Raw genomic sequence first — 26,141 nt, forward strand, 5'->3', positions numbered from 1 at the left:
ATGTTAGAGACCATAAAAAAAGGGCTAGTCGCCTCTTGCCAGGCACTTCCAGATGAACCGCTTCACAGCTCATTTATTATGGCAAAAATGGCTCTTGCTGCTAAAATGGGCGGAGCAGTTGGAATACGTGCTAATTCTAAAGAGGATATTATCGCTATTAAACAGGAAATTGATTTACCAGTGATAGGTATCCTCAAGAGAGATTATCCGGATAGTGAGGTATTTATCACCGCAACAAAAAAAGAATTGGCTGAGTTGCTTGAAAGCGGCTGTGAAATGATTGCACTAGATGCTACGTTAAGAACGAGACCGAATGGAGAAACACTTGAAGAGCTTGTATCCTATATCAGAACAAATGGGCGGGAAGTACAGTTAATGGCTGACATCTCTTCTGTGGAGGATGCAAAAAATGCGGAACAATTAGGTTTCGATTGTGTTTCTACCACCCTATTCGGATACACAAATGAAACAAAAGGATGTAAACTATATGATAGTGATTTTAAATTTTTAAAAGACATCCTTCAAACCGTGTCCATTCCTGTTATAGCAGAGGGAAATATTATTACGCCGGAAATGGCTAAACAGGTGTTGGATCTTGGGGCACATTCCGTTGTGGTTGGCGGTGCCATTTCCAGACCACAGCAAATTACAGCACGTTTTACTGATATGATTCGCAAGTAGTTAACCACTGTTTCGAAGGAGAAAGGAGTTATAAGTGGCATCACTTTTAAAGGATATTCAGGAAAGATATTCTTCTTTTTCAGATAAAGAACGGCAAATAGCGGATTATTTACTCTCTTCTCCAGAGGAAGCTTCCCAAAGTCATATTAAAGAGATTGCGGCAAAAACAGGAGTCTCTGTTGCTTCTATTACTAGATTTTCCAAAAAAGTCTCCTGCCGAAATTTTGTGGAGCTAAAATTAAAGCTGGCTCGGGAAAATCATACGGAGGAGAGCACGGATATCGATGATGCATTACATCATCAATACATCGAAATATTCCATGATATCCAATCGTTATCTGGAAAGGAATCCTTTTCTCGTGTTTTATCATTAATAAAAGAAGCAAATCGAATTTTTATATATGGTTTAGGCAGTTCAGGACTTGCCGCACAGGAACTTAACTACCGTTTAAGCAGGATGGGGTTTATTGCCGAAGCAGTAACAGATCCGCACTTAATGGTCATAAGGAGTGCATTGCTGAAGGAAGGCGATCTTCTACTCGCATTTTCCCGTTCCGGACAAACAAGGGATCTACTTATTCCAATAGAAAGAGCAAAGGAAAATGGTGCAAAAATCGTTTCGTTCACGGCTTACGGTGATACTCCGTTAACCAAATTATCACACGAGGTACTGTGGACAGTTCACCCTATTCGAAATGGCTATTTCTCTACGGGGCTTGATTTAAGTGCATTATTTTTAATCGACCGAATTACCGTGCATTTTTTACAAGATCCTTATAGAAATAAAATATATACTGAAACAGTATCAGTAATCTCTTCTTTATCGCATATAGATAGAACTTAACAAACATCGACTCCTCTTCTGTAGAGGAGTTTTTCTTTTCATGTTTTTACTCAACAGATTTTTAAGAGAATACCGTTCTTAGAATAGGTGATATAATAAGCACTATATAATAGAAGGAAAGGAGCCGAACACATGATCAATATCCTATTCGTTTGTCTCGGGAATATTTGTCGCTCCCCTATGGCAGAGGCCCTTTTTCGTGACATGCTTGTAAAAGAAAATTTGACCAATCAAATAACAGTAGATTCTGCAGCTACTAGTTCATGGCATATTGGGGATCCGCCGCATAAGGGCACTCTTACTATCTTGAAGAAATACAATGTTTCCACTGAGGGTCTTGTGGGACGCCAAATGAAACAGGATGACTTCGAGAATTTCGATTACATAGTTGGCATGGATACGAGCAATGTAAAAAACATCTATCAATTAACTGGGAAACCAAATCATCCGAAGATCCTTCGCCTGCTGGATTTAACCGAACATAAAAAAGATGTTCCAGATCCATATTATACGGGTGATTTTCAGGAAACGTATGATTTAGTTTCACAAGGGTGCAGGGCGTTGCTTGAGAAAATTCGTGAGGAACATCATTTACAGAAGTAATAAAATTATCTCGTCTTTCGGCGGGATTTTTTTAATTTCTGGAATTAAAAGTTTGGCAATGGTATCCTAAATAAAACGAATAATCAAACACTTTGTGAAAAGGGGAAAGTTAGCATTATGACAGAAATTGAACTCATCGCGAGGCTCGTGATAGCCGGGATTCTTGGGGCACTCGTTGGTTTTGAACGGGAGAAGCGTTTCAAAGAAGCAGGATTGCGCACTCATTTTCTAGTGGCAGTTGGTAGCGCCCTTGCAATGATCGTTTCTAAGTACGCTTTTTTCGACGTTGTACATAATGGTACGATTGAGCTTGATCCGAGCCGTATTGCAGCCGGGGTAGTTAGCGGAGTCGGCTTTTTAGGAGCTGGAACCATCCTTGTTCAGCGCCAATCTGTTCGCGGCCTTACGACAGCAGCAGGACTTTGGGCAACTTCGGGAATCGGGCTTGCTATCGGATCGGGTATGTACATTGTAAGTATTTGCGGAACTGTGCTTGTTTTAGTAGGTCTAGAAGTATTAAAAAGATTATTTCAACCTATTATATCGAAGTCACATAAAATGAATATCCACGTTTCTTCCAACGAAGTCATACCTAGTATTCTGGATACCTTGACATCACAAAACCTTGAAGTAGTAACGTATCAAGTAAAAGTTAAATCAACCGATACGCAACCCCACTATATTATCGACTTTCAGCTAAAATCAAATAAGGGAATAAAAGATAATGATATTATAAAAGCGCTTCAGCAACTGCCTGAAATTGAAAGGATTAAATTTGATTAGATTGTCATTTTGTCAGAATCTAAGTTCAATGATGCCAGTTTCTTTGGTTAGGCTTCATATTCGGGCATTTGCTCCCCACTCGTTACTGTTTTCCTTTTCACGGGAACAATCTGCCTCGTATTGTTCCCGTTTTTTTATTCCGACCGCATTCTCAGGCATTATTCTCTTTGTATTGTTACCGTTTTTCTTCTCCAGCCCCATTTGCGGGAAAGATTCTCCTCGTATTGTTACCGTCTTCTTCTCCAGCCCCATTTGCGGGAAAGATTCTCCTCGTATTGTTACCGTTCTTCTTCTGCCTTATTTGCGGGAACGATTCTCTTTGTATTGTTACCGTTTTTCTTCTTCTGCCTTATTTGCGGGCACGATTCTCTTTGTATTGTTACCGTTTTTCTTCTTCTGCCTCATTTGCGGGAACGATTCTCCTCGTATTGTTACCGTTCTTCTTCTCCAGTCCCATTTGCGGGAAAGATTCTCCTCGTATTGTTACCGTTCTTCTTCTTCTGCCTTATTTGCGGGCACGATTCTCTTTGTATTGTTACCGTTTTTCTTCTCCAGCCCCATTTGCGGGAAAGATTCTCCTCGTATTGTTACCGTCTTCTTCCAGGCACATTCTTTTTCTGAATATTACCGTTGTTTTCAATTTATTCAGCGTTCGGGCACATTCACCCTCCCAATATTACTGTTGCTCTCAATTTGTACAGCGTTCGGGCACATTCCCACCTCTTTCATAGACTAATTCCCGGTCCGATCTTATTCTCGAGCACAAATCCTCCTCTTTGCTGAACGTATTATCATTCCAATCACGTTTTCAGGCATCACCCTACCTGCTATAACCATAAACCGTATAGAATGTATTATTTTCCACAAACTAGATAAAATGTAACCGGAAAAGATTCGTTTCAGCGACATGAATCAATACAAGGAGGAAATATGTTTTCTTTGCGTGGAGATGCACATAAGGTTTATTTGCAATTAAAGCAAAGCGGAGTGAAACAGGCCAAATTTTTAACCGAAATCAAGGAAATAAAGGATTTTTATGAATCTATTGACAGCAATACTTTAACACTTATTTACTATCGCATGATAAAAGAGAGAAATGCGTCCGGTATCATTCCTCTCTTTGTGTCCTCCATTCCGTGGCTATTATTCCTTTTTGCCACACAATTAGAGAAGTTTCTCTTTCAAGATGGCAGTAAACTTTGGGCTATTTTTGGATTTATATACCTGCTTATTCTAATTGTTAGTGTATTGCTCCATTTTCGTGAAAAAGCTTGGGCAGCTTTTCATTTGGCGATTATCGAGGATATTTTGAAGGTAAGGGAAAAATCCCCACATTGAAATCATCTAATATGGATATCTATTCCATATTGACTTAATTGCAGCTTTTTCGCCACTGATTGAGAGGAGAAATTATCCCAAGACGTGCTGTACAAGGCTAATTTCCCTTGATTCTGCACATCCGATGCCCATGCATTCGCAACCTCCATCCCGTATCCCATTCCACGATATTCTTCCAATGTAAATAAGCTTGCCTCGGCAGCGGCATCCGTTTGTCTGGCACTGCAGCATAAAGAAACAGCAATTCCATTTTGGACGATGGCGTAACATGGCTGCTTCAATTCAAATTCCTCATATGTATAGGGGAAATTCGGCAATAAAATCTCTTGATTGGAGGAAGTGACCTTCACTGCTCTGTTTGCACTACTTTTCACACCCGAAAAAAAATATGCAGTTCCAACCTCAATACTGTTTATCTCCCGAGCTTTGTTTAGAATACAAATAATTTCAGCTAAGGGAGGATTATTATCCGAACTAATAGTTTGCTCCAATTCATTGACCACTTCTTCACTAAGAGATCGATGATACCTGACTACATAACCATCTTTAGTTCCACCGATAAAAACCCGGGGCGCTTTATCATACGGAGGTTCGTTCACATACGTAATTCTATTTTCCTCATCATGTCGAAACAAAACGTTTACATGAATTCTCATTAGTTCAAAATCAGACAACAATAAAATTCCTCCTATAAAACACATTCACTTCCTATAGTTTCGATTCAGACCCGAATAACTCCTCTAAAATAGAAGAAGTGGAAAAGGGTTTAATATGGAATGAAGTTTATCTAATATTCTTGCAAAAAGGATTGCTTTAATGCTTTAAAACTGTAATAATAGTATTTAAAATTATTAAACTCCATAAGAAAAGAAGGATTGAAATGGAAGATCAAACAATTCAAATTACCCAAAGCCATTCTAAAAAGCAGAAACCGAATTCGGAACAGCTTGAATTTGGAAGAATTTTCACAGACCATATGTTCATTATGGATTATACGGTAGAGAAGGGATGGTATGATCCTCGAATTGTGCCCTACCAGCCCATCACATTAGATCCTGCCGCCATGATCTTTCATTATGGACAAACCGTTTTCGAAGGATTAAAGGCTTATAAAACAAAGGAAAACAAAGTACTTCTATTTAGGCCTGAAATGAATATGGCAAGATTAAATTTGTCTAATGAGCGCTTATGTATTCCCCGGATTGATGAAGATTTTGTTTTGAAGGCTTTAATAAAATTGATAGAGATGGAAAAGGATTGGATTCCAACTGCTGAGGGGACATCCCTTTATATTCGTCCTTTTATCATATCAACGGAACCCTATCTTGGTGTAGCAGCATCCGCATCCTACAAACTAATGATTATTTTATCTCCGGTTGGTTCTTACTATAAAGAAGGAATTCATCCTGTTAAAATTTTTGTAGAACGGGAGTATGTCCGTGCAGTAGCCGGTGGAACAGGAAAAGCAAAAACTGCAGGAAATTATGCATCTAGTTTAAAGGCACAGGAAGTATCGGAAAAACAAGGTTATTCTCAAGTCTTATGGTTAGATGGAATCGAAAAAAGATACATTGAAGAAGTAGGAAGTATGAATATCTTCTTTAAAATCAATGGGGAAGTAGTAACTCCTGAACTTAATGGCAGTATTTTAGCAGGGGTCACACGTGATTCTGTCATCAGTCTATTAAAATACTGGGGTATTCCTGTAAGCGAGCGAAAAATTTCAATCGATGAAATTTATGACAGTTACAAAAATGGTTCCCTTGAGGAAATATTCGGAACAGGGACAGCAGCTGTCATCTCTCCAGTCGGTGAATTAAATTGGGAAGGCGAAAAGATGGATATTAATAATGGAGAAACCGGACCGTTATCCCAAAAGCTATATAATACACTAACAAATTTACAAAATGGAACGGAACCCGATCCATTTGATTGGACTCTTGAAGTAAAATAATTTAGAAAAGCGCAGGCGCCTTGCTCATCGGAGTACGGATTTCCTAGTCTTCGACTGAGAGAAAGGAAACACAGCTAGGCAGTTCACGAGCAGATGTTGACCTATTATCGGAAGAAGTTGGAGAGATCCGCTAACCGACGGCTGCTTGCGCTAAACAAAGACTAAAAAAGAAAGCCTCTATTTCCTAGTGGCTTTCTTTTTTTACATTCGCTACAAACTTTTCCCTTCCATCCAATATACTTCCCTAATATTGATTTGCTGCCTTAGCTTTCTAACAAGATCAGCAGGTATTTGCCCCTTTTCAAACATATTTTGGAGCGCATCTCTTTCTGCTTGGAAAGCCTTATCTTTTAGCTCTCGTTCATACCGTTCATTGGTTTTTGATGTATTTTTATCCTTCATTTTCTTTAGCTTCATTATCAATTCATTATATTCGCTAATCACTAAATAACAAATATCTTTATTTTCTTGCGACATTGCTTTGATCAATTGATCGATTGCTGCTTTTGCCATTTCTATTTTTAACTCCGCTATTTTTTGAAATTGCTTCCTGCGTTGCTGCAGCAGTGCCTCTTTTTTAGGAGTAAAAATTTGTGCGATACGAATGAGGATTCTTTTTACCATACTCCAGAAAACGAGAGCTTTGTATTTCATTTGGTTGGTAATCGCAATTTCCATTCGGTGAATATGTTCTTGGCAACGATAGGCGGTATCTCTGTCAATTTCTTTATTTTTAATAAGTTTTGCAACATATTGAGACTCCGCTTCTAATGCTTCCATCCGAATATCTACTTCTGCCTTCTTTATGGCGGATGAGCCTGCTTCTTCATTTCCATATCGAAGTTGATGAATTTTTTTATTGTAGGATGTAATAATAGACAAAGCGGATGCGCGATTATCATCATTCATGCTATTCCTTATAGTACGAATTGCAGCAATACTCATTTGAATAAGGGCCCATTCCTTTATTTTTTCCCTCTCTACTTCCTTAGCCCCATCGGATTTTGCAATCACAGGTAAGAATATACTTGCAATAATCAGCGTTAATAGGATGACACCTGCTGCAATAAAAAGAATTAAGGATCGTTCAGGAAATGGGCTTCCATCCTCTAAAACGTCCGGAATGGAAAAAGCTCCTGCTAATGTGACTGCCCCTCTTACACCGCCAATCGTCGTAATGGCTATTTGTCTGAAACCTAATTTTCCAATCTTACGTTTTCTAATCTTCAAACCGATAGTTCCCGACAGAAGAACCCAGACAAAACGAAGAATTAATAATGCGGCAGTAATGAGAACGATATATTTTAATGCAACAAAATTATTATATAATGGGTCTTTTATGATCGTACTAGCTACACTAGGAATCTGAATTCCAAGTAAAACGAATACCAAACCGTTTAAAACGTATAAAATGACTGTCCAAGTGCTTTTGGAAACAACTTGCAGGTCAACAGTTGGTGATTTTTCACGATCCTTTTCAATGGCATGCACAATTCCAGCTGCCACTACTGCCAATATTCCTGATAGATGAAAATGTTCGATTATCAGGTAAATAACAAATGGCGTAAGAATTTGAATCAGCATATGGATTGTTACATCTTCCATCCCAAATCTCCGTATTAAAACCCTTAACCTAATAATAATAAATGCCAGAAAGGCACCACCCACAAAACCGCCAATTGCAATAATAACAAAGCTTATGCTGGCATTTGCTAATGAAAACACTCCGGTTACCATTGCCGCAATGGCAAAATTAAAAGCGACAAGTCCTGATGCATCATTCATCAAGCCTTCTCCTTCAAGAATATGCATAATAACTTTCGGCATCTTAACCCGGCTTGACATTGCACTTACTGCTACTGCATCTGTCGGTGACAAAAGCGCTGCCAAGGCAAAAGATGCAGGAAGAGGAATCGTTGGAATTAACCAATGGATGAAATACCCAATGATGAACACGGTAACAAACACAAGCCCGAGTGCCAATAATAAAATAGGTGTTTTTAGTTTCCACAAAGCAATCCTCGATACATTTCTTCCATCGTTAAATAACAGTGGTGCAATGAATAATACTAAAAACAATTCGGTTTCCATCGGAACATGGACTCCCAATGGAAGGACAGCAATAGCGACACCAAGAGCAATTTGAATAAGGGGTACAGGAATAAATGGAACAAGATGATTAATAACGTTGGAAAGACCAATAATTGCTAATAACAATAAGACAATCAGTAAATTATCCATTCATTTTCATTCTCCTTTACCATTGGCTCTTTTCTTAGATTTTGTTGCTTTTGTAAAAGTAATCTTATAAACTTACTTACCCGATTTAAGAATGGATATCCTTTTTAAGAAAAGATGCCCGAAACGAAGTCTGCCTAAGTATTTAATACCAATTACGAAAACAGTTTTACCATTCTATTTTTCGTTTATTTGTTGCTTTTATTACATCACCGACCATTTAATATTGGTCATGTTTTAAAATGAAAAACCTTGTTTCATTGCTTCTACATTTTTTTACCCTCAAAAAAAAGATTCCAAGTCCATTAACTCGGAATCCTTAAACTTATTATTATTTTGATGGTACCAAATACTACTCCCGGAATCATGGTAACGAACATAATCAAACCCACAAGAACGGATGATTTAGATAAAGAAAAGATAAGCCAGCTAACTGAAACCGTAAAGGCATATTGTCCGGAATTAGCCATAGAAAAGCTTAGTCAAAGCAATCGATAATCACGAAACCCTAGTGAAGGAAATGTTTTTGGAATCTTCATTCCATACCCCCTCCTGCTTATCTAGTTTTGCAGAAATTACCGTTAACTAGTCGTAATAAGCATTGAGAGCATTAACACTGTGTGCGAGTGCTGAACCTGCCTTTAACGCGGTAGCTACAAAAATGGATTCCGCAAGTTCTTCTAGGGTGACTCCTAATTGTTTCGCACTCTTCGTATGGGAATCAATGCAATAGGCACACCCTGTAACATGAGCAACCGCAACGGCAATTAATTCCTTCTCTTTTCTGCTCAACAATTCATCCTTCAATGCTTGATGATTAAACAGAGAAAAAGCATGAAACGAATCAGCATTTATCTCTTTAAACTCCATCAGTCGGTTTTTATTCGACCTCTTGTAAAGCTCCTCCCCACCTGTTCCATCGTAGGCATTTAACGCATTTACCCCATGAGCGAGTGCTGAACCTGCTTTTAACGCTGTTGCCACCATAATGGCTTCCAGCATTTCTTCCTTTGAAACCTCTAATCTTTTTGCACTTGAAACATGCGCCTCAATACAGTACGGGCAACCAGTAACATGAGCCACTGCAACCGCAATTAGTTCCTTTGTCTTTTTAGATAGCACCCCTTCTGCTAATGCCTGCTGATCGAAAGCCGTAAACTTTTTCATCGTATCCGGTGCCAGCTTTCCTAATTCACTTAATCTACGAATATACGACTTTTTATATAAATTATCGTCTGTCATTTTCGATACCTCCCACTATTTTACATTTTTTTACTCAGAAAACCCTAAGCTCCAATATTGGTTGGATGTTGCGGGGAATCTGGATCCTCCGCAAAGCTTAGATTTTTTTTGATATTTAATCTGTTGCCGAAGATAATGACATAAAGTGCAGCGGCAACCATGTAAATACCAGCACCGATCATAAACTTGTAAGATAAGGATGATAATAGTAAGTATCCTTGAACTGCCAAGAGAATCACGGCAAGAACAACGACAATATTTAATGCTGTTTTCGATAATTTAAATGGTGCTTTCATATATAATTCCGGATATTTTTTCGGCAATTGTGAAGAGGCAATGATTGGGATAACATTTGCAACCAGTAACACTCCAGTACCTAATGCCGAAATGGTTTCAAGCGATAGTCCTGTAAGAATTGGGATCAAACCAACAACATAAAATACAGTTAGCAGCCAATGTGGTGTTCCGAATTTCTTATTGACCTTCCCCAATGATTTCGGAAGCCATCCATCCTCGCAAGATATCAAGATTCCCTTTGTGATCCAAGATAAGGTGGCATTTAAGGTTGTTGCTAATGCAAACATTGCCCCGCCAATCATAAAGAAAATAAATAGCGGATGCGGTAGAATCGTTCTTGCAACATCGGTTAACGGCTTGTTAGCAACATCGGAGATCGGTAGAATTCCAACTGCAATAGTTGCCATAAACGCATAAAGAATACCTACTCCAATGGTCGTAACAATGATGGTTAATGGAATATCCCTTCCAGGTCTTTTCATTTCCCCGCCTAGCTCAGCAATTACTTGAGCACCTCCAGTTGCAAAGGAAAGCAATGCGACAGCGGTAAAAAATCCACCTGCCCCATGCGGAAACATCTCTTTAGCATTAAATACGGAATAATTTACTTCTGGAAAACCCCATATGATAAAGACTGCTAAACCAAGGAAGAGCACGATTACCATCACTTTTTCCACTATTGCTGCAAATTTTACACCTACAATATTAGAAAGATAGAATATCGTGAGTAGTCCGAATGCAATAGGTGTCATCGGTATAGATGGCACTAATCCTTGCATATACTGGGCAAACGAAATGGCGTACATTGCAATAGTCAAATTACCAAGAATAAATAACAACATCCAAAAGAATCCTACTTTTGAAGATAATAAGCGGCTGGAATATCGATATAATCCGCCTGTTGTAGGTATAGCAGATCCCATTATGGCGATTGGCAAAATAGTAATAATGGTAAAAACAGAAGAAAGAATAAAAGCGAGTGTTATACCACTTCCAGTCATTCCGATTGCAACGCCTGTCAATGCCATAACACCTGCACCGATAATTTGACCTACCGCAATTCCCATTACATCCCCTAATCCTAATACTTTCTTTAAATTCGATTCTTGACTAGCCATTTCCCAATCCCCCTCAACATTATTTGGAACATTCTGAATACTCTCGTTAAAAAAATTACTAAAATAGCTTTCTCATTCACTATCTTAGTAACCTTTGTCGCCCGAATCTGTACGAAGAGGGAATTAACTGCTTTATGAAAGTACTCGAACGACATTTTCACAGTTGGGAAATCCTATTGAATTTTTATTTCGAGGCAACCCCCCTGACACTTTTAACTGCCTTCTCGATTCTTTTTAACCCTTCTTCCAAAATAGAGCGCGGACAAGCGATGTTCATTCTTGTAAAGCCTTCACCGCTTTTGCCAAATATATAGCCTTCATCTAATGCAACTCTCGCTTCTTTTTGCATTAAATGTTCAAGCTCTTTTGCCTCAAGCCCCAATTCTCTGCAATCAATCCAAACAAGATAGGTGCCTTCTGTTGGGATTACTTTTAACTCTGGAATATTTTGATTAATATAATCAGTTAAAAACTCTAGATTTTTCTGTAAGTATACTAGTAGTTGATCGAGCCATTCGTCCCCATAACGGTATGCACTCTCTGTTGCTACAAGGCCAAAGGTACTAGTCATGCCTATGAAAAGGGACTCTAATGTATTTGTAAATTTTTCACGTATATTTTTATTCGGAATAATAATATTGGATGTTTGCAATCCTGCTAAATTAAATGTTTTACTTGGAGCAGTGCAAATAATCGAATTTTGGGCAAACTCTTCTGAAATGGAAGCAAATGGCGTATGGGAATGTCCCTTTAAAATTAAATCAAAATGGATTTCATCTGATACAACAAGGATATTATGTTTTAGACAAATATCTCCTAGTTGGGTAAGTTCTTCTTTCTTCCACACTCTTCCAACCGGATTATGAGGACTGGAAATAATGATCATTTTTACGTCGTGATCGATTTTACTCTCCAGATCTTCGAAATCCATAACATACTTACCGTCTTCGTATTTTAATGGATTTTGGACAATGACTCTCTCATTTTTTTCTACTACATTTGTAAAAGGGTAGTAGACAGGCGATTGTATAATGATTTTATCCCCCGGTTTTGTGAAGGTTCGAACGATCATCCCTAATGCTGGAACGACACCAGGTGCATGGCAAATCCAATCTTTTTCCACCTTCCAATTGTGGCGCCGCTGCATCCAATTAATGATTGCTTCGTAATAAGAATCGTTCCGTGCTGTATAACCGAAGATTCCATGTTCTGCCCGTTGTTTTATTGCTTCAATGACAGGTTCTGGCACCTTAAAATCCATATCAGCCACCCACATAGGCAGAAGGTTTTCACCATTAAAAATAGTATCTACTTCATCCCATTTAACGGAACTGGTATTAAAACGATTTATTTCCTCATCAAAATTATATTTCATGTTCTTTTTCCTCCATTAAGCTTTATTTAAGTATCTGTATACCGTTGCTTCAGATGTTTTCATATGTTTTGCTACCTCTGATACGGAGCCTTTGATTAAAAAAACACCTTTTTCATTTAGTTTTTGAATCACTTCCATTTTTTCTTCCGATGACATTCTATCTGGAGTAATACCTGTTTCTGATATAGTTTTGCAAACGATGGATGTTGTAAGATCCTCTATGGAAGTATGCAAATCTTCTATAGGCGGATCATGATGTCCAGGTTGTTTTCCTTCAAGCTGCAAGCCATTTTCCGGAACCTCCATTGCCCCGTTAATCAAACTATCTAATAGATTCCTAGTTTCCACCATTTTGCTTACGTCCATATTAAAGCAAAGCATTCCTATTACATTTCCCATATCGTCCTTTATAAAAAAGGTGGACGAACGGACAATCTTGCCATCCTGTGTCTTGCCGGCATAATTAATCAGAAAATCCTTTCCTATATATGATTTATCTTTTAATATTTTTAATGCAAGATCTGTTAAGGAACCCCCTACCTTTCTATTGCTTATATGACTATTTTTGATGGCAACAATAGAATTTTCGATATTACGAACATCATGCAAAACCACTTCACAATGGCTTCCCATTACACTTCCCAAGAACTCCACCAACGGTATATACTTCTTAATTTGCAAAGACACGCTCTCACTCATATGAAACTACCACCCCTCACCAAGTGGTGTCAGGCACCACCCGTGGACATTTTCTTTATTTGTCCGTTCCACAAGGACAGTTCTACCTTTTATGAAAACGCTTTCAATAGAGATGTAAAAAAATGTTGTTACATATTCCCCTCGCTTTCATCAATGATTATTTTTTATTAGGATAATAAATTTTTATTACGATAAATATATTTTATTTTTATTTATGTGTCAATATTTTTATGGAATATTCACAACATTAAAAAAACTACATTTTTCGACTTGGGCCACTTAAAAAAGCGCAAATCAAAATGACTGATATGCGCTTTTTTAACGGATGTTTATCCATAATACTCCATTTGCACTTCCACTTTTGCCTTAATCTCCATCTCGCCAGGCACAATAGGAGTAGACATACTATTTTCCACCAACGCAAATTTTTGAAAAGGGTGGGGCATTTCACTAATATCCTCTACAATTTTTATGGGGATGGGGTCATAATTTACCTTTAATGTTTCCGCAAGCGTCTGTGCCTGTTTATTGCAAAATAAAAGTACAGAGGTTTGCAGGGAATTTATGCAGAACTTAACTGCATAAAAATAGGCTTGCCAGCCCCAAAATTATCCCCTACTGTATTGATTGAGAGATCACAACAGTGGGGAGGAAATGAAAGGATGCTAGCAATGCCTAAAGTAGATTATATCAAACACTTAAGAGAAGAAGAAGACTTATCAATAAATGAAATTACAAGAAAAACTGGTTGTAATTGGAGGACGGTTAAGAAATACGCTGATGGAGAAAGATTTGAAGAGACACTAAAGTTCAGTAAAAAAGGAATGATGTACGAAGAAGGTTTCGGGGAAATTGTTGATGATTGGCTAGAGGAGGACATGAAACTCAAAAGAAAAGAACGGAGAACTAGCAAGAAGATCTATGAAGATCTTAGAGATAACCATAGTTTTAAAGGGTCCTATCGGACCGTATGCGAATATATCCAGAACCGAAAGCCACAACTCAAAGCAGCTAGGATTGAAAGACATGAACGTTTAGAACACCCTCCAGGTGAAGCGCAGGTGGACTTTGGAAACATGACTGTAGTAAAAGATGGAGCCTATAAAGATATCAAAGCTCTAATCCTGAGCTTTCCACACAGTAATGCTGGATTTGGTTATCCTCTTCCTGGCGAAAATACCGAGTGTTTCTTAGAGGGGTTAAAGCAGCTGTTCCATCAATCAGGAGGAGTACCTACATATTTGCGTATAGATAACCTAGCCGCGGTGGTTGTTTCTATTGGCAAAGGGGACAGAAGGACCTATACTGACGCCTTTCTGAGATTTAAATGCCATTACGGCTTTGAAGTACAGCCTTGTAATCCGGCAAGTGGACATGAGAAAGGAAATGTAGAAAAGAAGGTCGGATATACAAGGAATAACCTGTTTACAACAGCACCGATTATGGAGAGTTTTCCACAATTAGCAGACTGGATGAAGGAAGAAATGGAAAAGGACCGGCAACGTCCCCACTATGAAAAAAATGTGATGATTGATGAGCTTTGGGAAGAGGATAAAAAGCAATTGAAAGCCCTTCCTTTAACTGATTTTCCGATTTATTCGGTAAAATCCGCTAAGGTTAATAAATACGGGGAAATTGAAGTTGACGGTGAGAAATTTGTTCTCCACAAAGCGAGAATGAAACAGGCGTTAGTCCTTAAAATGGAATGGGATCGATTTACCTGTTTTACGAATGACGGAGAAATTGTTTATCAAGAAAACCGCCCTTATATGAATGCCACAAGAGCGATTCCATGGAATGATATTTTAATAGATTGGGAGAAGAAACCGCGGTCCGTGAGGTATTCACGCTTTTTTAAGTATTTGCCGGAAAGAGTTCAAACGTATTTGACGATACGATCAGAAGAGACCAGATCCCGGGTCAAGGGGGTAAAAAAATTATTAGAAAAACATACTCTGAATGATATTCATATGGCTTTGGAAAAAGAAGAACGTTTTGAGAGGGATCCACATGAACTTGATTTTATTTTAGAAGCAAAAAAAGCATCCTATCCGGAAAAATTAAACGAGGTACATACGCCTAAGATTTTGCTTAACTATGAAACCGATTTGAATACTTATGATAAAATGCTTTGTCCTTCTCTGGAAGGAGGTGTTTCCTGATGGCCGACTTGAAGGCAATTTGCAAAACACTTCACTTAGCCCATATTATCGAAGAGTTTGAGGATATCCCTTTTGAAAGTAAAGAACAGTATTTACGTGATGTTCTATTAATTGAAGTCAATTCTAGGCAGACAACAAAGATAGCTAGACTAATAAAAAAGGCTAAATTTAGGGAACTTAAATGGCTTAATGGCTATGAATGGGATGAGCAGCTACATTTACCAGCCACAACCTCGAAAGAGGAAATTTGTGACCTTCGTTTTATTAAGGAAAAACAGAACCTACTACTTATGGGGACACCGGGTACGGGGAAAACACATTTAGCAACGGCTTTAGGTGTTAAGGCCTGTGAAATGGGATATGAAGTCCGTTTCTTTCGGGTAGCTGATTTAGTAGGACAATTAGAAGAAGCAATGAAATTAGGCACTTTACACAGGTTAAAACGTCAAATCGAAAAGTGCGACCTACTTATATTGGACGAATTGGGATACGTCCCTTTTCAAAAAGAAGGCTCTGAATTATTGTTTCATATTATCGCAGACTGTTATGAACACAAGAGCGTGATAGTAACCTCTAACCTAGAATTCGGTCAATGGAACCGGGTTTTTGGAGATAACCGCCTAACATCAGCCCTTGTGGACCGATTAGTACATCATGCCCACGTAATAGCGTTTACGGGAGAAAGTTATAGGTTAAAAAATGCTCTTTCATCGGTAAAAACATTGGATGAAATTTAATGTAAAACAAACCGCTGCAAGCCTATGTAAATTTCGCTGCATTTTTCTGCACTTTCTGCTTGCAAAAAACATGTGCCTTTACCAGAGCATTTTTTAAGGCATCGCTCAGCGCCTTTTGATAGTAAATTGGTTGATTTTCGAGTGTAAATTGAATGTTGGATACCTGATTTACCCCATTTTTAACAGCCGTATCAATAATATGTCCGACTAGATCCAGTTTTTTTATTTTAACCATGATCGAATTGATTACTTGATAGCCCTTAAATACTTGTTTTCCATCCACGTAATCATATCGAGGATGGATGATATAAGAAGAAGTCTGAATATCTTCCTTTATAATTCCTGATTGTATAAGAGTTTGGATTACTTGATTCATTTTATACGCATTTTCCTGTTGTGCTTGTTGAATCTGTTCATTCTCTGTCATCACTTCTAATTGGATGATAACGGTATCCGGTTTTCGAGAAAGAGTTGCCCTTCCAATAACCGTTATTACACGAGGAGAATCATCACGATAGGAGGGATAATACATAGGCATTCCACCTTTTTCTTTAATATTAGATTTTATGAAGAAAAAGGTGGAATGGGGAGTGTGAAAAGTATTAAAAATTTCCTAATGTTTAGGACTTACTATCATTCTATAGCTTCCTTAGCTACCCAGCCGACGAATCCGTCTTTTTTTATCAAGGCATATCCTGCGCAACTGTCATCAATGATAGAAACAATGTCCTCTTTTTCTACACTTATTTGTGTGCAAGAGACCTCCTCTTTTGCCTCATAGCCTCTATCCTTTTGAAGGATATACTCATTTTTCACATAGAGTAATTGGTCAGTTCCCGGTTGTTTGCATAAGGTGAAATGCTCTCCTTTTTCAATTGGAGTAAGAGCATAATTTACATAAGAAATGGAACCTGTCCAAGATGAATCTGCGTTAAATTGTTTTATTACCTTCGTTGTAGGAAAACGGTCCACGTATGTATGAGAAAAATTATCCCCTGAGGAGGACGGAGTAATAATAAAGGCATTTAGTTGCCCAGAAAGTTTTACGTTATTCCCACCATCATTTGCAATGATTTTTTTCTCCTGATCGATGATTGGATTGTTCGATAAAGTTTTTGAAGTATAATTTCCAACTGGCCAATGTCCGACAATAACATATTTATTTGCTTGATGTGACTTAAGTAAAAACTCTGGGATCGAAATGGCAGCAACTCTGCTCGTGTCTTTCCAGTTTTCAATGTCCTCCAGCCCAGCATGAACGAAAATATAATGATCCGTTTCAATGGCAGTTGGTAGTTCTGTTAACCATTTTATTTCCCTTGAAAAATGCCTCCATAATTGTTCCTTTACCTCTTTAACGCTTGATTCTGATGAAATCTTGTAACCGATATTCTCCAGCCATTCATTCATGATGGAATGCTTTCTTGTGCATAAGTAGTTTATAATATTCTGATCTTCATTTAAAAGATATTCCACTAATGTATCACAATTGCCCTCTATGACGTGAACTTTTGGATTATTTGCTTCTAATTCCATTATGTATTGGACTACGCCCATACTGTTGCTTCCCTTTTCACAAAGATCACCATTAATAATGAGGTAATCCTCTTTGCTAAACTGAACTTTGTCTAGCAGCCTTTGAAAAAGCTCTAATTCTCCATGGATATCGGATATAACAATAATTCTTGCATGATTTGGGATAGATAATTCTCTTATTTTGTCCAATGTAGGGAACTCCTTTATTCCTTGATTTTATTTTTTGATATTCGACAAAATTCTCCATTTTCCTTTCGGTGTCAGGCATACTCGTGGACATTACCCTCTCCTTATTTACACATCGTTCATTTATACGGCTATACACCCGAATTAAGGCATCTTTAAAAATGAAGGGAAACAAAAAAGCAAAGATGCCTTTTGCTCTTTGCCTATTCCTTATTAAGGAAATCGTATCGTAACGGTGGTTCCTTCGCCTTTTTTACTATGAAAGTCAATAGTCCCATTATACTTAGCTGCTATATTAAAGCAAATCATCATCCCCAAGCCAGTCCCTTTACTCTTTAATGAATAAAAAGGAGTACCGAGAGATTTCACTTCCTCTTCAGACATTCCATCCCCGAAGTCGGTCACTTTTATTTCAACAAAATCCTTTTTCCTTTCTGCCGTTACAATAACGGAATCGCCAATTTTAGAAGCCTCAATGGCATTTTTGATAATATTGACGAGCATTTGTTTAATCTCAATGTTATTGACAGCGATAAAGCAATCTTCCATTACCTTAAGTTCAATTTTATTATCTCGAAAAAACCCATAGGATTGAAGCAGATCTACTACACTTTGAAGAACAGATCTAACATTCACGGTTTCTGTCACTGCATTTCTATTCGGTTTCGCGATTGATAGAAACTGAGAAAGCACCTCTTCTGCTATATTTAATTCATCTATCATTAGCCTGAAATGTCTTTTTGCGTCGGCGCTATATGCTGTGTCTTTTTCATATAACTGTAAAAAGCCTTTGACCACTGTTAAAGGATTTCTTATCTCATGGGCCAATGCAGCGGCCAATTGGCCAGTTGTCTTTAATCGCTCTGACTGCTTAATTTGTTCATAATATAATTGCTGTTTTTTCATTCGCCCGTACGTTAAATAGAAAGTAAAGCAGATCAGTGCTTGACTCCCGATAAAATTTATCACATTGCCGATTAAATTTTCTTTAATATAGTAATAAGCAGATTCTTCATCCAAATAATTAATATAAACGAACGTAAATGTCATTAGAATGCTGTTAAGCGGAATGGAAAAATAAAATAGCTTTGAATCAAAAAACAAAATAGCAACTGCAGGAATAAAACAAAGAAAAATAAAATTAGACCCAATACCAGGGTACAGAAAAAAGATGGTATAAAAATAACAAAACGCTAAGATAATAATGACGGCTCTGAACAAATGAGTTACATGCTTAGGATATAGCAATAAACATACAGATAAAATCACTACTAACAGACTATGTAAAACAAACCCAAACTCCAACCAGCCAATAATAGCGTTACCCTCTAATAATCCCATTGCCATAATAGTTATTACAATGCAAACTGTTATATAATATAATTTTTTATTTATATGAGTATAAAATTCTTCCATGTTGCACCTTAAAAAAGTCTTTTTAGCATTTTCCTATACAGGATAAATATTCCTACTCATATAGTATCACATCATGGTGTCAGGCACTACCCGTGGTCATCCTCAAAACCTAGTAATAAATCTCCTTTATAAACAATCCCATGCTCTAAAAAAACTTTTAATAAGGTAATAGCTTCTCCCCATCCTACCGAACATCCAATACAAGAGGTTATATCATCATTTGTATAGCCGTCTTCTTCTAAGATTAGCAACGTCCCCTCTTTAAAGGGATGTAATTGAAATTTTACAGTCGTCGTATTTTTACCTGGTTTCCATTGAAAAATAAAAGACTCACAAGGAATGGTTTCTATTATTTTTCCACCATCAACGATTTCTCTTTGATGATCATCCCCATATGACCAACGAAGCCAGATTTCACCTGTCCCGTCAATATTTATATTGATGATTGTTCGATCGGTGAACCATGCATTCCAACCCTCTGCGGTGGTTAACGTCTGAAATACCTTCTCCTTTTCTACCTTAATGTATGCCTGGTGTTTTATTCCCACCATATTTAATTCGTAAACTCCAAAATTTCAATTTGGTTTCCCGAAGGATCTTCTATGACAATATAGCGGCCAGGTGGGCACGGTTTAGGTTCATCGAAGAGAATTTTTACCCCTTTTGACTTTAATCGATTAAAATCACTTTCAATATGCTCTGAAAGAATGCCAAGTAAAACATTTTGACCTTCTCCGGATTTATTTGTTCCCTCTTCCTCCAACACAATCGGAATTTCATCATGAACTAAAGTAGCGATTTTTTCCCCATAATGTTTATAAACTTTAAAATCCAGAACCTCCGTATAAAACTCAATCGCTTTTTTCAAATTTTCCACTTTTACGGTAAGAACACATACTTTATTTAACATTTTATTTCCCTCCTCGGTTTTATGAATAGTTTACCAGTTAATTATTCCGAAACTTTCTTCTAGTTTGCTTTCTTCTTTACCTGTTCATATAGAAGCTGGGGCAAGTTCACTAAAATCGGCGGATCGGTTGGTAAGGGTTCTCTCAGGCTTATTGTAATTTCTGTATCAGTAAACTTGGTTATTTCAATCGGCTTATCGTACTTGCCTCGCAAAGCCCTGTTCAGTAGAAAGTAGTCTTTCGGATTTACACTCCATTTTAATGCAGCCGCTAATACATAATAAGTTCCAAGCGGAATATCTGAAAAAACACAACTTGTTTGATTTTGGGTAAAAGCTGTGCCTATTATAGGTTTCTGGTCTGGAATCGCACGTGGAAAAAGGCCAACAAAAATAATTCCTTTAAAAGTTGCCGGCACTTCAAGGTGACAAGATAATATCGGCGGTGCAGATGCAAGCAGTAAAGGGGATTCCTTGTCCTTGTAATCATTAACAAAATCATGTAAATCGTTAGTACTTAATTGAAATTGCTTAGGTGATAATCCTACAAATTGCTTAAATTTCGAACTAAATGTTCCTAAACTTCTAAAACCAATTAACAAAAGGATTTTTAAAATAGAAGGCGATTTGGAGCTTATCAGCATTTCCTTCCCTGCCTCCATTCTTAAGGCAGATAAATAATGCCGTGGCGAAACACCTGTAATTTCTTTAAAAATCCGTGAATAATGATAGGTGCTATAACCGACTAAGTAAGCAAGTTCTTCAGAAGTAATCTCTGTATCTATATTCTTTTTCATATAGTCGATAGATATTTTTACCGCCTTCATTTGATCATTCTTATTTTCCATTACAGCCACCTATTTTTATTAGAATTTACTTCTCTGCTCTTATAAGATTCTTCTGAACTATTGAGAATTCCTTCAACTATATGTAGCATTATGCTGCTCGTATGGAGCCTCGGCGCGCTCCTTCCTTTACACTATTTTTTTAGAAGACATATTCTATACTGACTGTAGTAACTACTTTGATGCGGGACGGTATGTTCTCCTTCCTATTATGGGTAAGGAGGTGATATACCTATAGATAATTTCAAGTCGTTAATAGAGTATACAGTGAATGTATTCTTTGCTGCGCTTGCTACCGCTATTACTCAGCGAATATTAAGCAGCAGAAGTAAAAAAACCGAAAAGAAAAACCACCCGCTTTTCGCCGCAAGCATAAGGGTGGTTCGGTTCTTCCCGCAAATAATCAACTATTAGAATAAAGAATATTTTGTAAATTACAAATCAAAAATTTATTGTCTTTTCATCTCCAATTCCAACTTCTCTATAAAAATGGGACGAAGAATTCTTTCAGGAGTATACCCTTGATATTGCTCTTAGGTCATTGAAAAAAAATGAAAAACTTGTAGTCTCCGGATTTTTGAAAAGGTAAGGAAGATGTGGCAACAAGGAAGAGGAAAATGTGGGTAATCCGCTATACACTTAAGCTGCTATTAAAACATTTAAGAAAACAAGACTTTGACACTTCCTTCTTTTTGAGCTGTTTCCAAGCAACTAGTAATAAATTTCTGGATTTCCTTCTGTTGCCATACTAAAAAATCATCCTTTGGCTGTTTTGAAAAATCTTCATTAAATAATTCATTTTTTGCCTCCAATGCCTTTTCCATTTGCGGCAATGAAAGGGTTTTGCTGTCACCTGATCCGCTAACACCTGCATAACAATCCGTTGCATCTAATAAATGGTAAAAAGTGTAGGCACAAGAATCCCTCATCGTAAAACGAATATAAGCAATTGCTTCACCCGCTTTATTTTGCCCGTAAATATCATGTCCCATAAATAAAATCCTCCTTAGGATAAATTTATATATATACCCTCATGAGTACATATAAAAATGTACCCATAAGATGGCTTAACAAAAAGACAGAATATAGCTTTACTGTTTTCTAGGTTACCAAGTACTTTACTTACTATAAGGTGTTGGAATTTATTAATAGAGATAAAAACATAGAAGTAATAATGTGGTTATTGATGACTTCTAATCAAAGAAGAGTTTGTAGTTTAATTTTTCGGAGAAAAAAATATATCCAGTAAAATATTTACATAAAATGAAATAGAATGTCAATACCAAATATTCGACAAAATTCACCTAGATTATGAAATTGTGCAGTGTAATTATAGCTAAAAAAGATGATGATGAAAAAAAGCGATCCTTCTTAGAGAACCGCTACGTTTACTAGAAATAATAAGGTTTGCTTTTGTATTTCAAGCTATTGGAGTACCGTTTTTAACCTGCTCATCCGGTTTTAATAGTACCACATCCCCCTCTTCTGGAACTCCGCCAAGTACCAATACTTCAGATTTATAACCCGCAATTCTCCTGGTAGGAAAGTTTACTACAGCTACTACTTGTCTCCCAATAAGTTGTTGTGGGTCATATCTTTTTGTTATTTGTGCGGAAGAATGTTTGATTCCAATTTCGCCAAAATCAATTTCTAATTTTATGGCAGGTTTTCGTGCTTCCGGAAATGGTTCTGCCTTTATCACGGTACCAACACGAATATCTAACTTTAAAAAATCTTCGATTGTTGCCATGAATATTACCTCCATTTTATTAGTTCTTCTGATTTTACAATATTACTCATGGGAGGGAAAATCAAACAAACACGTCCAAGTTACACTTGCTACTACTTTTGCACAGCAAATAGGAAACAACAAGCGTAATAAAAGACAAAGAATAAACCACCCGAATCATCGCAAATGTAAGGATAGATCTTCACGTAATTAAATTACGTAAACATACCGTCCTGCGGGCAATACATACAAAGTTCCACTATATATTAAAAAAAACCCATTCTGGTATGAATGAGTTTTTCATTTCATCAGATATTTAACTGTTTGAATACTTCTTGATGTCATTCCATTAATAATTTGCGGATTAATATTAAACCTTTTTCGAATGGATTTTCTTAAACTCCGTAAATATAAGGATTTTTTCATTTTTTGTTGGATTTCGTAGATAATATCAAGTGTCTTTTCTAATTTTGGTACGTAATACTTATAAACTTGTTATTTATTAGATCAGGATGAGCTGATAAAATTTTCGAATTGCTTGAAAGCCGTTCATCATTTTATTTTGGACAAGAGAAATTACTTCATTGTACAACTTTTGTATACTTCAGTTATTAGCTAGATCCAAAACAGAGGATTTTGAAGATACACCACAAAAAAATAGAATATTCTAAATCGCATTATACTATTATGTTATACTTCTTTTAGTAACTACTTTGATGCGGGACGGTATGTTCCCTCTTCCTTTTATGGTTAAGGAGGTGATGTACCTATGGATGTTTTCAAGTCGTTAATAGAGAATACATTAAATGTATTCTTTGCTGCACTTGCTACTGCTTTTGCAAAGCGATTAGTAAGTGGCAAGCGTAAAAAAACGACAAAGAAAAACCACCCGCGTCGACCAAAACGTAAAGGTGGTTCTTCTCAGCAATAATTCAACCAGAACATACCGTCTTTGCAACAGTAGTTACAGATTTGACCAAGGAGTTACAACTCCTTGGTTTATTTTATGTTTATACATTTATAGTATACCCTGACCTGAGAAAATTCAAATATAAAATGACAGAAGTTTTTGTCAATGTAAATTCATATTTTTCCTTACTTGTAATCACTTTTGTATAAGTGGGATTAGAGACCTGCACTCTAGAAACTGTAGGTTCATTCCCATGTTTGTAGTTAGCGGACAGAGAATCCGCTATTCACATAAAATGACCCTAATTTAAGAGTTATGCGGACACTGGTTCCGTTATTTACTAAAAACCACAAGGAAAACCATGTTTTTTCGGTAAATAAGGGATTCTCTGTCCGCAAAACTAAGAAAATACTCCATTTTGTCACAAATAACGGAACTGTTGACCGCTTTATCAAGTTATGCGCCTTACTTCCAAAATACTTCTATTGGTACCGTTGCAAGCTGTTTTTGTTTCAAAGCTTTTTCCTGCATAAATGAGCTTGGTACAGTAGCATTCACATTCTCCACATTTTGATTTTAAAAAGTATAAATTCTCGAAGCCCTTATACTATTTCACTCGTTTAAACTCTATTTTCTTTGCCTGATACATCTTATCTTTAAATTCGTATGTAATTTCTAACATGCCAATAAACGTAGTAGGAGAAATTTGTGCACTAACGGACGCCACCAAATGATCGTTGATAACATCATAGTGCTTAATATTTCCCAATGCTATATCACTGAATAAGTGCTCTTGCGGAATATGCAATGAATCAATATTAATAATTGTTTTCCGGTTGCCGATTCTCACTATGGCTTGATGCTTGGAAAGACTTGTTTTTACGTTTTTTAAAATAATGGCGGTTGGATTGTCTACCAGATTTTCTTTATCAACTTCACCTATATTGGTGCGAATTTTATGAAACACATGAACCTCAGAATCTCGGGCACCTGTCCCATAACCTCTTGTTAAAACAATAATTAAATCCTTAATGCCATCCCGGTTTATGTCTTTGTATAAAATCTCCGGTGCATACGTTGGATTCGTAACATTCAACCAAAAGGGGAAGAACCTCATCCCTTTATTTATCTTCATTTCAAAATTTCTGTACATTCCATCACTTTTAACAGCATATAAAACAACCTTTGCCTCTTCGGATTTTGCAACAATCGTTTTAGATTCTGCGTTAATTAAAACTTGATTACTACTTATTCCACTGATAAGAAAAAGCAAAAACACTATTCTGCATCGAATAATAAACACCTCATAGTTAATTTACCTTTTGGTCAGGAGCAATATACATCCCCGTGTTTCTTAAAAGAGGTATACATTGCTTGTATCCCGAATTAATTATAATAGTAGCTAAATTAAGGTGGGATAATTGATGAAAACAATGTTTCAATATAACTGGCAAGTTCGTAATGAGTGGTTTTCTTGGTGTGAGGATGTACCAAAAGATGAATTGCTGAAGGTAAGAACTGGAGGAGTTGGAGGAGTTGGAGGAATCCTAAAAACACTTTTTCACATTGTGGATGTGGAATACAGTTGGATTTGCGATATGAAAGGAAAAATACCGAAAAAACAGGAATGTAGTGAACCATTTGAGTCATGGGCTACATTGGAGAAAGTCAGAGAACTATCAAAATCATATCATGAGGAAGTAAAAGCTTTTGTATTGGCTTGGGAACCTGATATGGAGAATCTATTCTTTTCAGAAACTAATTCAGATGGAGAATTAGAAATTTTCAAGTATGGAGAAGCAATGCGTCATGTTATTGCTCACGAAATACATCATATTGGTCAGTTATCTGTGTGGTCCCGTGAACTAGGACGAAAACCTATTACAGCTAATCTAATCAGAAGGGGACTGTTTGACTAAAAAGGGGAAGGACTATTTAATAAGGTATAGGTTAAAATAAGTCTCTAAAATTTATCTGTTTTTGACAAGGAGAAAATATGGAAGATAAAAAAACATTTAAAACAATTGATGAATACATCTTACAATTTCCTCTTGAGATTCAGAAGACACTAAAAAAATTACGATTAGTTATAAAAGAGGCTGCACCTGAAGCCGATGAAAAGATAAGCTACCAAATGCCAACCTTTTCGTTTTACGGGAACCTAGTACATTTTGCTGTGTGGAAAAATCATATAGGGTTTTATCCAACTTCAAGTGGAATGAATGCTTTTAAACAAGAACTATCAGAATATAAGAGAACAAAAGGTTCGATTCATTTTCCTTTATCGAAGCCACTTCCATATGAATTGATTAGTAGGATAGTTAAATTTAGGGTTGCTGAGAATATGAAGAAAGCACAAGAAAAATTAGTGGACAAGAAATAACTTTTTAATAATGTAACTAGGCTTAGTAAATAAAAAAAATAATAAAAAGCTCAGATATCTAAATCTGAGCTTCAGACTGTAGACAAACTCGATGAAGATCGAGCTTGCCTACAGTCTTTTTTGTTTTAAAATATAAATAGAAATAATACTTGGGGTGA

27 protein-coding genes are annotated in these 26,141 nt (G+C 36.9%); 11 read left to right on the plus strand and 16 right to left on the minus strand.

What is annotated here, in order from left to right; all coding sequences use genetic code 11:
- The 4 genes from NSQ59_RS23460 to NSQ59_RS23475 all read left to right on the plus strand — a co-directional run bounded on the left by NSQ59_RS23460 (position 1) and on the right by NSQ59_RS23475 (position 2,911).
- Positions 1-681: an N-acetylmannosamine-6-phosphate 2-epimerase gene (locus tag NSQ59_RS23460; protein WP_340832897.1), complete on the plus strand. Its 681-nt coding sequence runs from the start codon at positions 1-3 to the stop codon at positions 679-681.
- 34 nt (positions 682-715) lie between these two features.
- Positions 716-1,525: a MurR/RpiR family transcriptional regulator gene (locus NSQ59_RS23465; protein WP_340832898.1), complete on the plus strand. Its 810-nt coding sequence runs from the start codon at positions 716-718 to the stop codon at positions 1,523-1,525.
- A 132-nt stretch (positions 1,526-1,657) separates the two neighbouring features.
- Entirely contained in the window at positions 1,658-2,128 is a 471-nt protein-coding gene (locus tag NSQ59_RS23470; RefSeq protein ID WP_340832899.1) for a low molecular weight protein-tyrosine-phosphatase, read from the plus strand.
- A 114-nt stretch (positions 2,129-2,242) separates the two neighbouring features.
- Positions 2,243-2,911 (plus strand): MgtC/SapB family protein, encoded by a 669-nt coding sequence (locus tag NSQ59_RS23475; RefSeq protein ID WP_340833196.1) that lies wholly within the window; start codon positions 2,243-2,245, stop codon positions 2,909-2,911.
- A gap of 54 nt (positions 2,912-2,965) precedes the next feature.
- On the opposite strand, the gene NSQ59_RS23480 is transcribed toward NSQ59_RS23475, so the two are convergent.
- On the minus strand, positions 2,966-3,163 hold the full coding sequence (locus NSQ59_RS23480) for a hypothetical protein (protein WP_340832900.1): 198 nt from the start codon (positions 3,161-3,163) through the stop codon (positions 2,966-2,968).
- A 678-nt stretch (positions 3,164-3,841) separates the two neighbouring features.
- On the opposite strand from NSQ59_RS23480, the gene NSQ59_RS23485 reads away from it, so the two are divergent.
- The gene (locus NSQ59_RS23485; protein ID WP_340832901.1) at positions 3,842-4,249 is read left to right on the plus strand and encodes a hypothetical protein; all 408 of its coding nucleotides are present in this window, start codon (positions 3,842-3,844) and stop codon (positions 4,247-4,249) included.
- Between the two features lie 2 nt (positions 4,250-4,251).
- Here NSQ59_RS23485 and NSQ59_RS23490 read toward each other — a convergent pair whose 3' ends face one another.
- Positions 4,252-4,926, minus strand: a complete 675-nt coding sequence (locus NSQ59_RS23490) for a GNAT family N-acetyltransferase (protein ID WP_340832902.1) — start codon at positions 4,924-4,926, stop codon at positions 4,252-4,254.
- A gap of 203 nt (positions 4,927-5,129) precedes the next feature.
- Here NSQ59_RS23490 and NSQ59_RS23495 point away from each other — a divergent pair, with 203 nt between their 5' ends.
- A complete protein-coding gene (locus NSQ59_RS23495) occupies positions 5,130-6,203 on the plus strand; it encodes a branched-chain amino acid aminotransferase (RefSeq protein WP_340832903.1) in 1,074 nt (357 codons plus the stop codon).
- A 210-nt stretch (positions 6,204-6,413) separates the two neighbouring features.
- Here the strand turns inward: NSQ59_RS23495 and NSQ59_RS23500 are convergent, their stop codons facing one another.
- From NSQ59_RS23500 to NSQ59_RS23520, 5 genes are all read right to left on the minus strand, one after another.
- The gene (locus NSQ59_RS23500; protein ID WP_340832904.1) at positions 6,414-8,444 is read right to left on the minus strand and encodes a Na+/H+ antiporter; all 2,031 of its coding nucleotides are present in this window, start codon (positions 8,442-8,444) and stop codon (positions 6,414-6,416) included.
- A 582-nt stretch (positions 8,445-9,026) separates the two neighbouring features.
- A complete protein-coding gene (locus NSQ59_RS23505) occupies positions 9,027-9,683 on the minus strand; it encodes a carboxymuconolactone decarboxylase family protein (protein WP_340832905.1) in 657 nt (218 codons plus the stop codon).
- Between the two features lie 44 nt (positions 9,684-9,727).
- A complete protein-coding gene (locus NSQ59_RS23510; protein ID WP_055742433.1) occupies positions 9,728-11,098 on the minus strand; it encodes an APC family permease in 1,371 nt (456 codons plus the stop codon).
- Positions 11,099-11,282: 184 nt separating this feature from the next.
- Positions 11,283-12,473 (minus strand): MalY/PatB family protein, encoded by a 1,191-nt coding sequence (locus tag NSQ59_RS23515; protein ID WP_340832907.1) that lies wholly within the window; start codon positions 12,471-12,473, stop codon positions 11,283-11,285.
- A gap of 15 nt (positions 12,474-12,488) precedes the next feature.
- The gene (locus NSQ59_RS23520; RefSeq protein ID WP_055742435.1) at positions 12,489-13,172 is read right to left on the minus strand and encodes a helix-turn-helix transcriptional regulator; all 684 of its coding nucleotides are present in this window, start codon (positions 13,170-13,172) and stop codon (positions 12,489-12,491) included.
- A 662-nt stretch (positions 13,173-13,834) separates the two neighbouring features.
- Here NSQ59_RS23520 and istA point away from each other — a divergent pair.
- Together istA and istB are read left to right on the plus strand one after the other, a co-directional pair.
- Positions 13,835-15,334, plus strand: a complete 1,500-nt coding sequence (gene istA, locus NSQ59_RS23525) for an IS21 family transposase (RefSeq protein WP_340828741.1) — start codon at positions 13,835-13,837, stop codon at positions 15,332-15,334.
- A complete protein-coding gene (gene istB, locus NSQ59_RS23530; RefSeq protein WP_445669191.1) occupies positions 15,334-16,071 on the plus strand; it encodes an IS21-like element helper ATPase IstB in 738 nt (245 codons plus the stop codon). The genes istA and istB overlap by 1 nt, the downstream gene beginning before the upstream one ends.
- 22 nt (positions 16,072-16,093) lie before the next feature.
- Here istB and NSQ59_RS23535 read toward each other — a convergent pair whose 3' ends face one another.
- The 8 genes from NSQ59_RS23535 to csaA form a co-directional block, all read right to left on the minus strand.
- Positions 16,094-16,603 (minus strand): SIMPL domain-containing protein, encoded by a 510-nt coding sequence (locus NSQ59_RS23535; RefSeq protein WP_340832910.1) that lies wholly within the window; start codon positions 16,601-16,603, stop codon positions 16,094-16,096.
- Positions 16,604-16,704: 101 nt separating this feature from the next.
- Complete coding sequence (locus NSQ59_RS23540; RefSeq protein ID WP_055742437.1) at positions 16,705-17,796, minus strand: metallophosphoesterase; 1,092 nt, start codon at positions 17,794-17,796, stop codon at positions 16,705-16,707.
- A 210-nt stretch (positions 17,797-18,006) separates the two neighbouring features.
- Positions 18,007-19,209, minus strand: a complete 1,203-nt coding sequence (locus tag NSQ59_RS23545; protein WP_055742438.1) for a sensor histidine kinase — start codon at positions 19,207-19,209, stop codon at positions 18,007-18,009.
- 86 nt (positions 19,210-19,295) lie between these two features.
- Complete coding sequence (locus tag NSQ59_RS23550; RefSeq protein ID WP_055742439.1) at positions 19,296-19,760, minus strand: SRPBCC family protein; 465 nt, start codon at positions 19,758-19,760, stop codon at positions 19,296-19,298.
- 2 nt (positions 19,761-19,762) lie between these two features.
- Positions 19,763-20,119: a VOC family protein gene (locus tag NSQ59_RS23555; RefSeq protein ID WP_055742440.1), complete on the minus strand. Its 357-nt coding sequence runs from the start codon at positions 20,117-20,119 to the stop codon at positions 19,763-19,765.
- A 59-nt stretch (positions 20,120-20,178) separates the two neighbouring features.
- Entirely contained in the window at positions 20,179-20,964 is a 786-nt protein-coding gene (locus NSQ59_RS23560; protein ID WP_055742441.1) for a helix-turn-helix transcriptional regulator, read from the minus strand.
- Positions 20,965-21,620: 656 nt separating this feature from the next.
- Positions 21,621-21,953, minus strand: coding sequence for a hypothetical protein (locus tag NSQ59_RS23565; protein WP_083489550.1), 333 nt, complete (start codon positions 21,951-21,953; stop codon positions 21,621-21,623).
- A gap of 428 nt (positions 21,954-22,381) precedes the next feature.
- Positions 22,382-22,711, minus strand: coding sequence for a chaperone CsaA (gene csaA, locus NSQ59_RS23570; protein WP_055742442.1), 330 nt, complete (start codon positions 22,709-22,711; stop codon positions 22,382-22,384).
- A gap of 748 nt (positions 22,712-23,459) precedes the next feature.
- Here csaA and NSQ59_RS23575 point away from each other — a divergent pair.
- Positions 23,460-23,621, plus strand: coding sequence for a hypothetical protein (locus NSQ59_RS23575; protein WP_161809321.1), 162 nt, complete (start codon positions 23,460-23,462; stop codon positions 23,619-23,621).
- Positions 23,622-24,207: 586 nt separating this feature from the next.
- On the opposite strand, the gene NSQ59_RS23580 is transcribed toward NSQ59_RS23575, so the two are convergent.
- A complete protein-coding gene (locus NSQ59_RS23580) occupies positions 24,208-24,873 on the minus strand; it encodes a hypothetical protein (protein WP_055742443.1) in 666 nt (221 codons plus the stop codon).
- Between the two features lie 151 nt (positions 24,874-25,024).
- On the opposite strand from NSQ59_RS23580, the gene NSQ59_RS23585 reads away from it, so the two are divergent.
- Both NSQ59_RS23585 and NSQ59_RS23590 read left to right on the plus strand, forming a co-directional pair.
- A complete protein-coding gene (locus NSQ59_RS23585) occupies positions 25,025-25,519 on the plus strand; it encodes a DinB family protein (RefSeq protein ID WP_055742444.1) in 495 nt (164 codons plus the stop codon).
- 77 nt (positions 25,520-25,596) lie between these two features.
- Positions 25,597-25,983: an iron chaperone gene (locus NSQ59_RS23590; protein ID WP_055742445.1), complete on the plus strand. Its 387-nt coding sequence runs from the start codon at positions 25,597-25,599 to the stop codon at positions 25,981-25,983.
- Positions 25,984-26,141: the final 158 nt, after the last annotated feature.

This window comes from Margalitia sp. FSL K6-0131, from assembly GCF_038008735.1.
Classification (GTDB): domain Bacteria; phylum Bacillota; class Bacilli; order Bacillales; family Bacillaceae_C; genus Margalitia; species Margalitia shackletonii.

Bases quoted from the DNA above. Each gene is read 5' to 3' on its own strand.
- NSQ59_RS23555 (WP_055742440.1), bottom strand. From the start codon at position 20,119: ATGTTAAATAAAGTATGTGTTCTTACCGTAAAAGTGGAAAATTTGAAA.
- NSQ59_RS23470 (WP_340832899.1), top strand. From the start codon at position 1,658: ATGATCAATATCCTATTCGTTTGTCTCGGGAATATTTGTCGCTCCCCT.
- istB (WP_445669191.1), top strand. From the start codon at position 15,334: ATGGCCGACTTGAAGGCAATTTGCAAAACACTTCACTTAGCCCATATT.
- csaA (WP_055742442.1), bottom strand. From the start codon at position 22,711: ATGGCAACAATCGAAGATTTTTTAAAGTTAGATATTCGTGTTGGTACC.
- NSQ59_RS23575 (WP_161809321.1), top strand. From the start codon at position 23,460: ATGGATGTTTTCAAGTCGTTAATAGAGAATACATTAAATGTATTCTTT.
- NSQ59_RS23590 (WP_055742445.1), top strand. From the start codon at position 25,597: ATGGAAGATAAAAAAACATTTAAAACAATTGATGAATACATCTTACAA.
- NSQ59_RS23535 (WP_340832910.1), bottom strand. From the start codon at position 16,603: ATGTATTATCCCTCCTATCGTGATGATTCTCCTCGTGTAATAACGGTT.
- NSQ59_RS23485 (WP_340832901.1), top strand. From the start codon at position 3,842: ATGTTTTCTTTGCGTGGAGATGCACATAAGGTTTATTTGCAATTAAAG.
- NSQ59_RS23500 (WP_340832904.1), bottom strand. From the start codon at position 8,444: ATGGATAATTTACTGATTGTCTTATTGTTATTAGCAATTATTGGTCTT.
- NSQ59_RS23560 (WP_055742441.1), bottom strand. From the start codon at position 20,964: ATGGAAAATAAGAATGATCAAATGAAGGCGGTAAAAATATCTATCGAC.
- NSQ59_RS23505 (WP_340832905.1), bottom strand. From the start codon at position 9,683: ATGACAGACGATAATTTATATAAAAAGTCGTATATTCGTAGATTAAGT.
- NSQ59_RS23545 (WP_055742438.1), bottom strand. From the start codon at position 19,209: ATGGAAGAATTTTATACTCATATAAATAAAAAATTATATTATATAACA.
- NSQ59_RS23585 (WP_055742444.1), top strand. From the start codon at position 25,025: ATGAAAACAATGTTTCAATATAACTGGCAAGTTCGTAATGAGTGGTTT.
- NSQ59_RS23515 (WP_340832907.1), bottom strand. From the start codon at position 12,473: ATGAAATATAATTTTGATGAGGAAATAAATCGTTTTAATACCAGTTCC.
- NSQ59_RS23565 (WP_083489550.1), bottom strand. From the start codon at position 21,953: ATGGGACATGATATTTACGGGCAAAATAAAGCGGGTGAAGCAATTGCT.
- NSQ59_RS23550 (WP_055742439.1), bottom strand. From the start codon at position 19,760: ATGGTGGGAATAAAACACCAGGCATACATTAAGGTAGAAAAGGAGAAG.
- NSQ59_RS23510 (WP_055742433.1), bottom strand. From the start codon at position 11,098: ATGGCTAGTCAAGAATCGAATTTAAAGAAAGTATTAGGATTAGGGGAT.
- istA (WP_340828741.1), top strand. From the start codon at position 13,835: ATGCTAGCAATGCCTAAAGTAGATTATATCAAACACTTAAGAGAAGAA.
- NSQ59_RS23480 (WP_340832900.1), bottom strand. From the start codon at position 3,163: ATGGGGCTGGAGAAGAAGACGGTAACAATACGAGGAGAATCTTTCCCG.
- NSQ59_RS23520 (WP_055742435.1), bottom strand. From the start codon at position 13,172: ATGAGTGAGAGCGTGTCTTTGCAAATTAAGAAGTATATACCGTTGGTG.
- NSQ59_RS23495 (WP_340832903.1), top strand. From the start codon at position 5,130: ATGGAAGATCAAACAATTCAAATTACCCAAAGCCATTCTAAAAAGCAG.
- NSQ59_RS23460 (WP_340832897.1), top strand. From the start codon at position 1: ATGTTAGAGACCATAAAAAAAGGGCTAGTCGCCTCTTGCCAGGCACTT.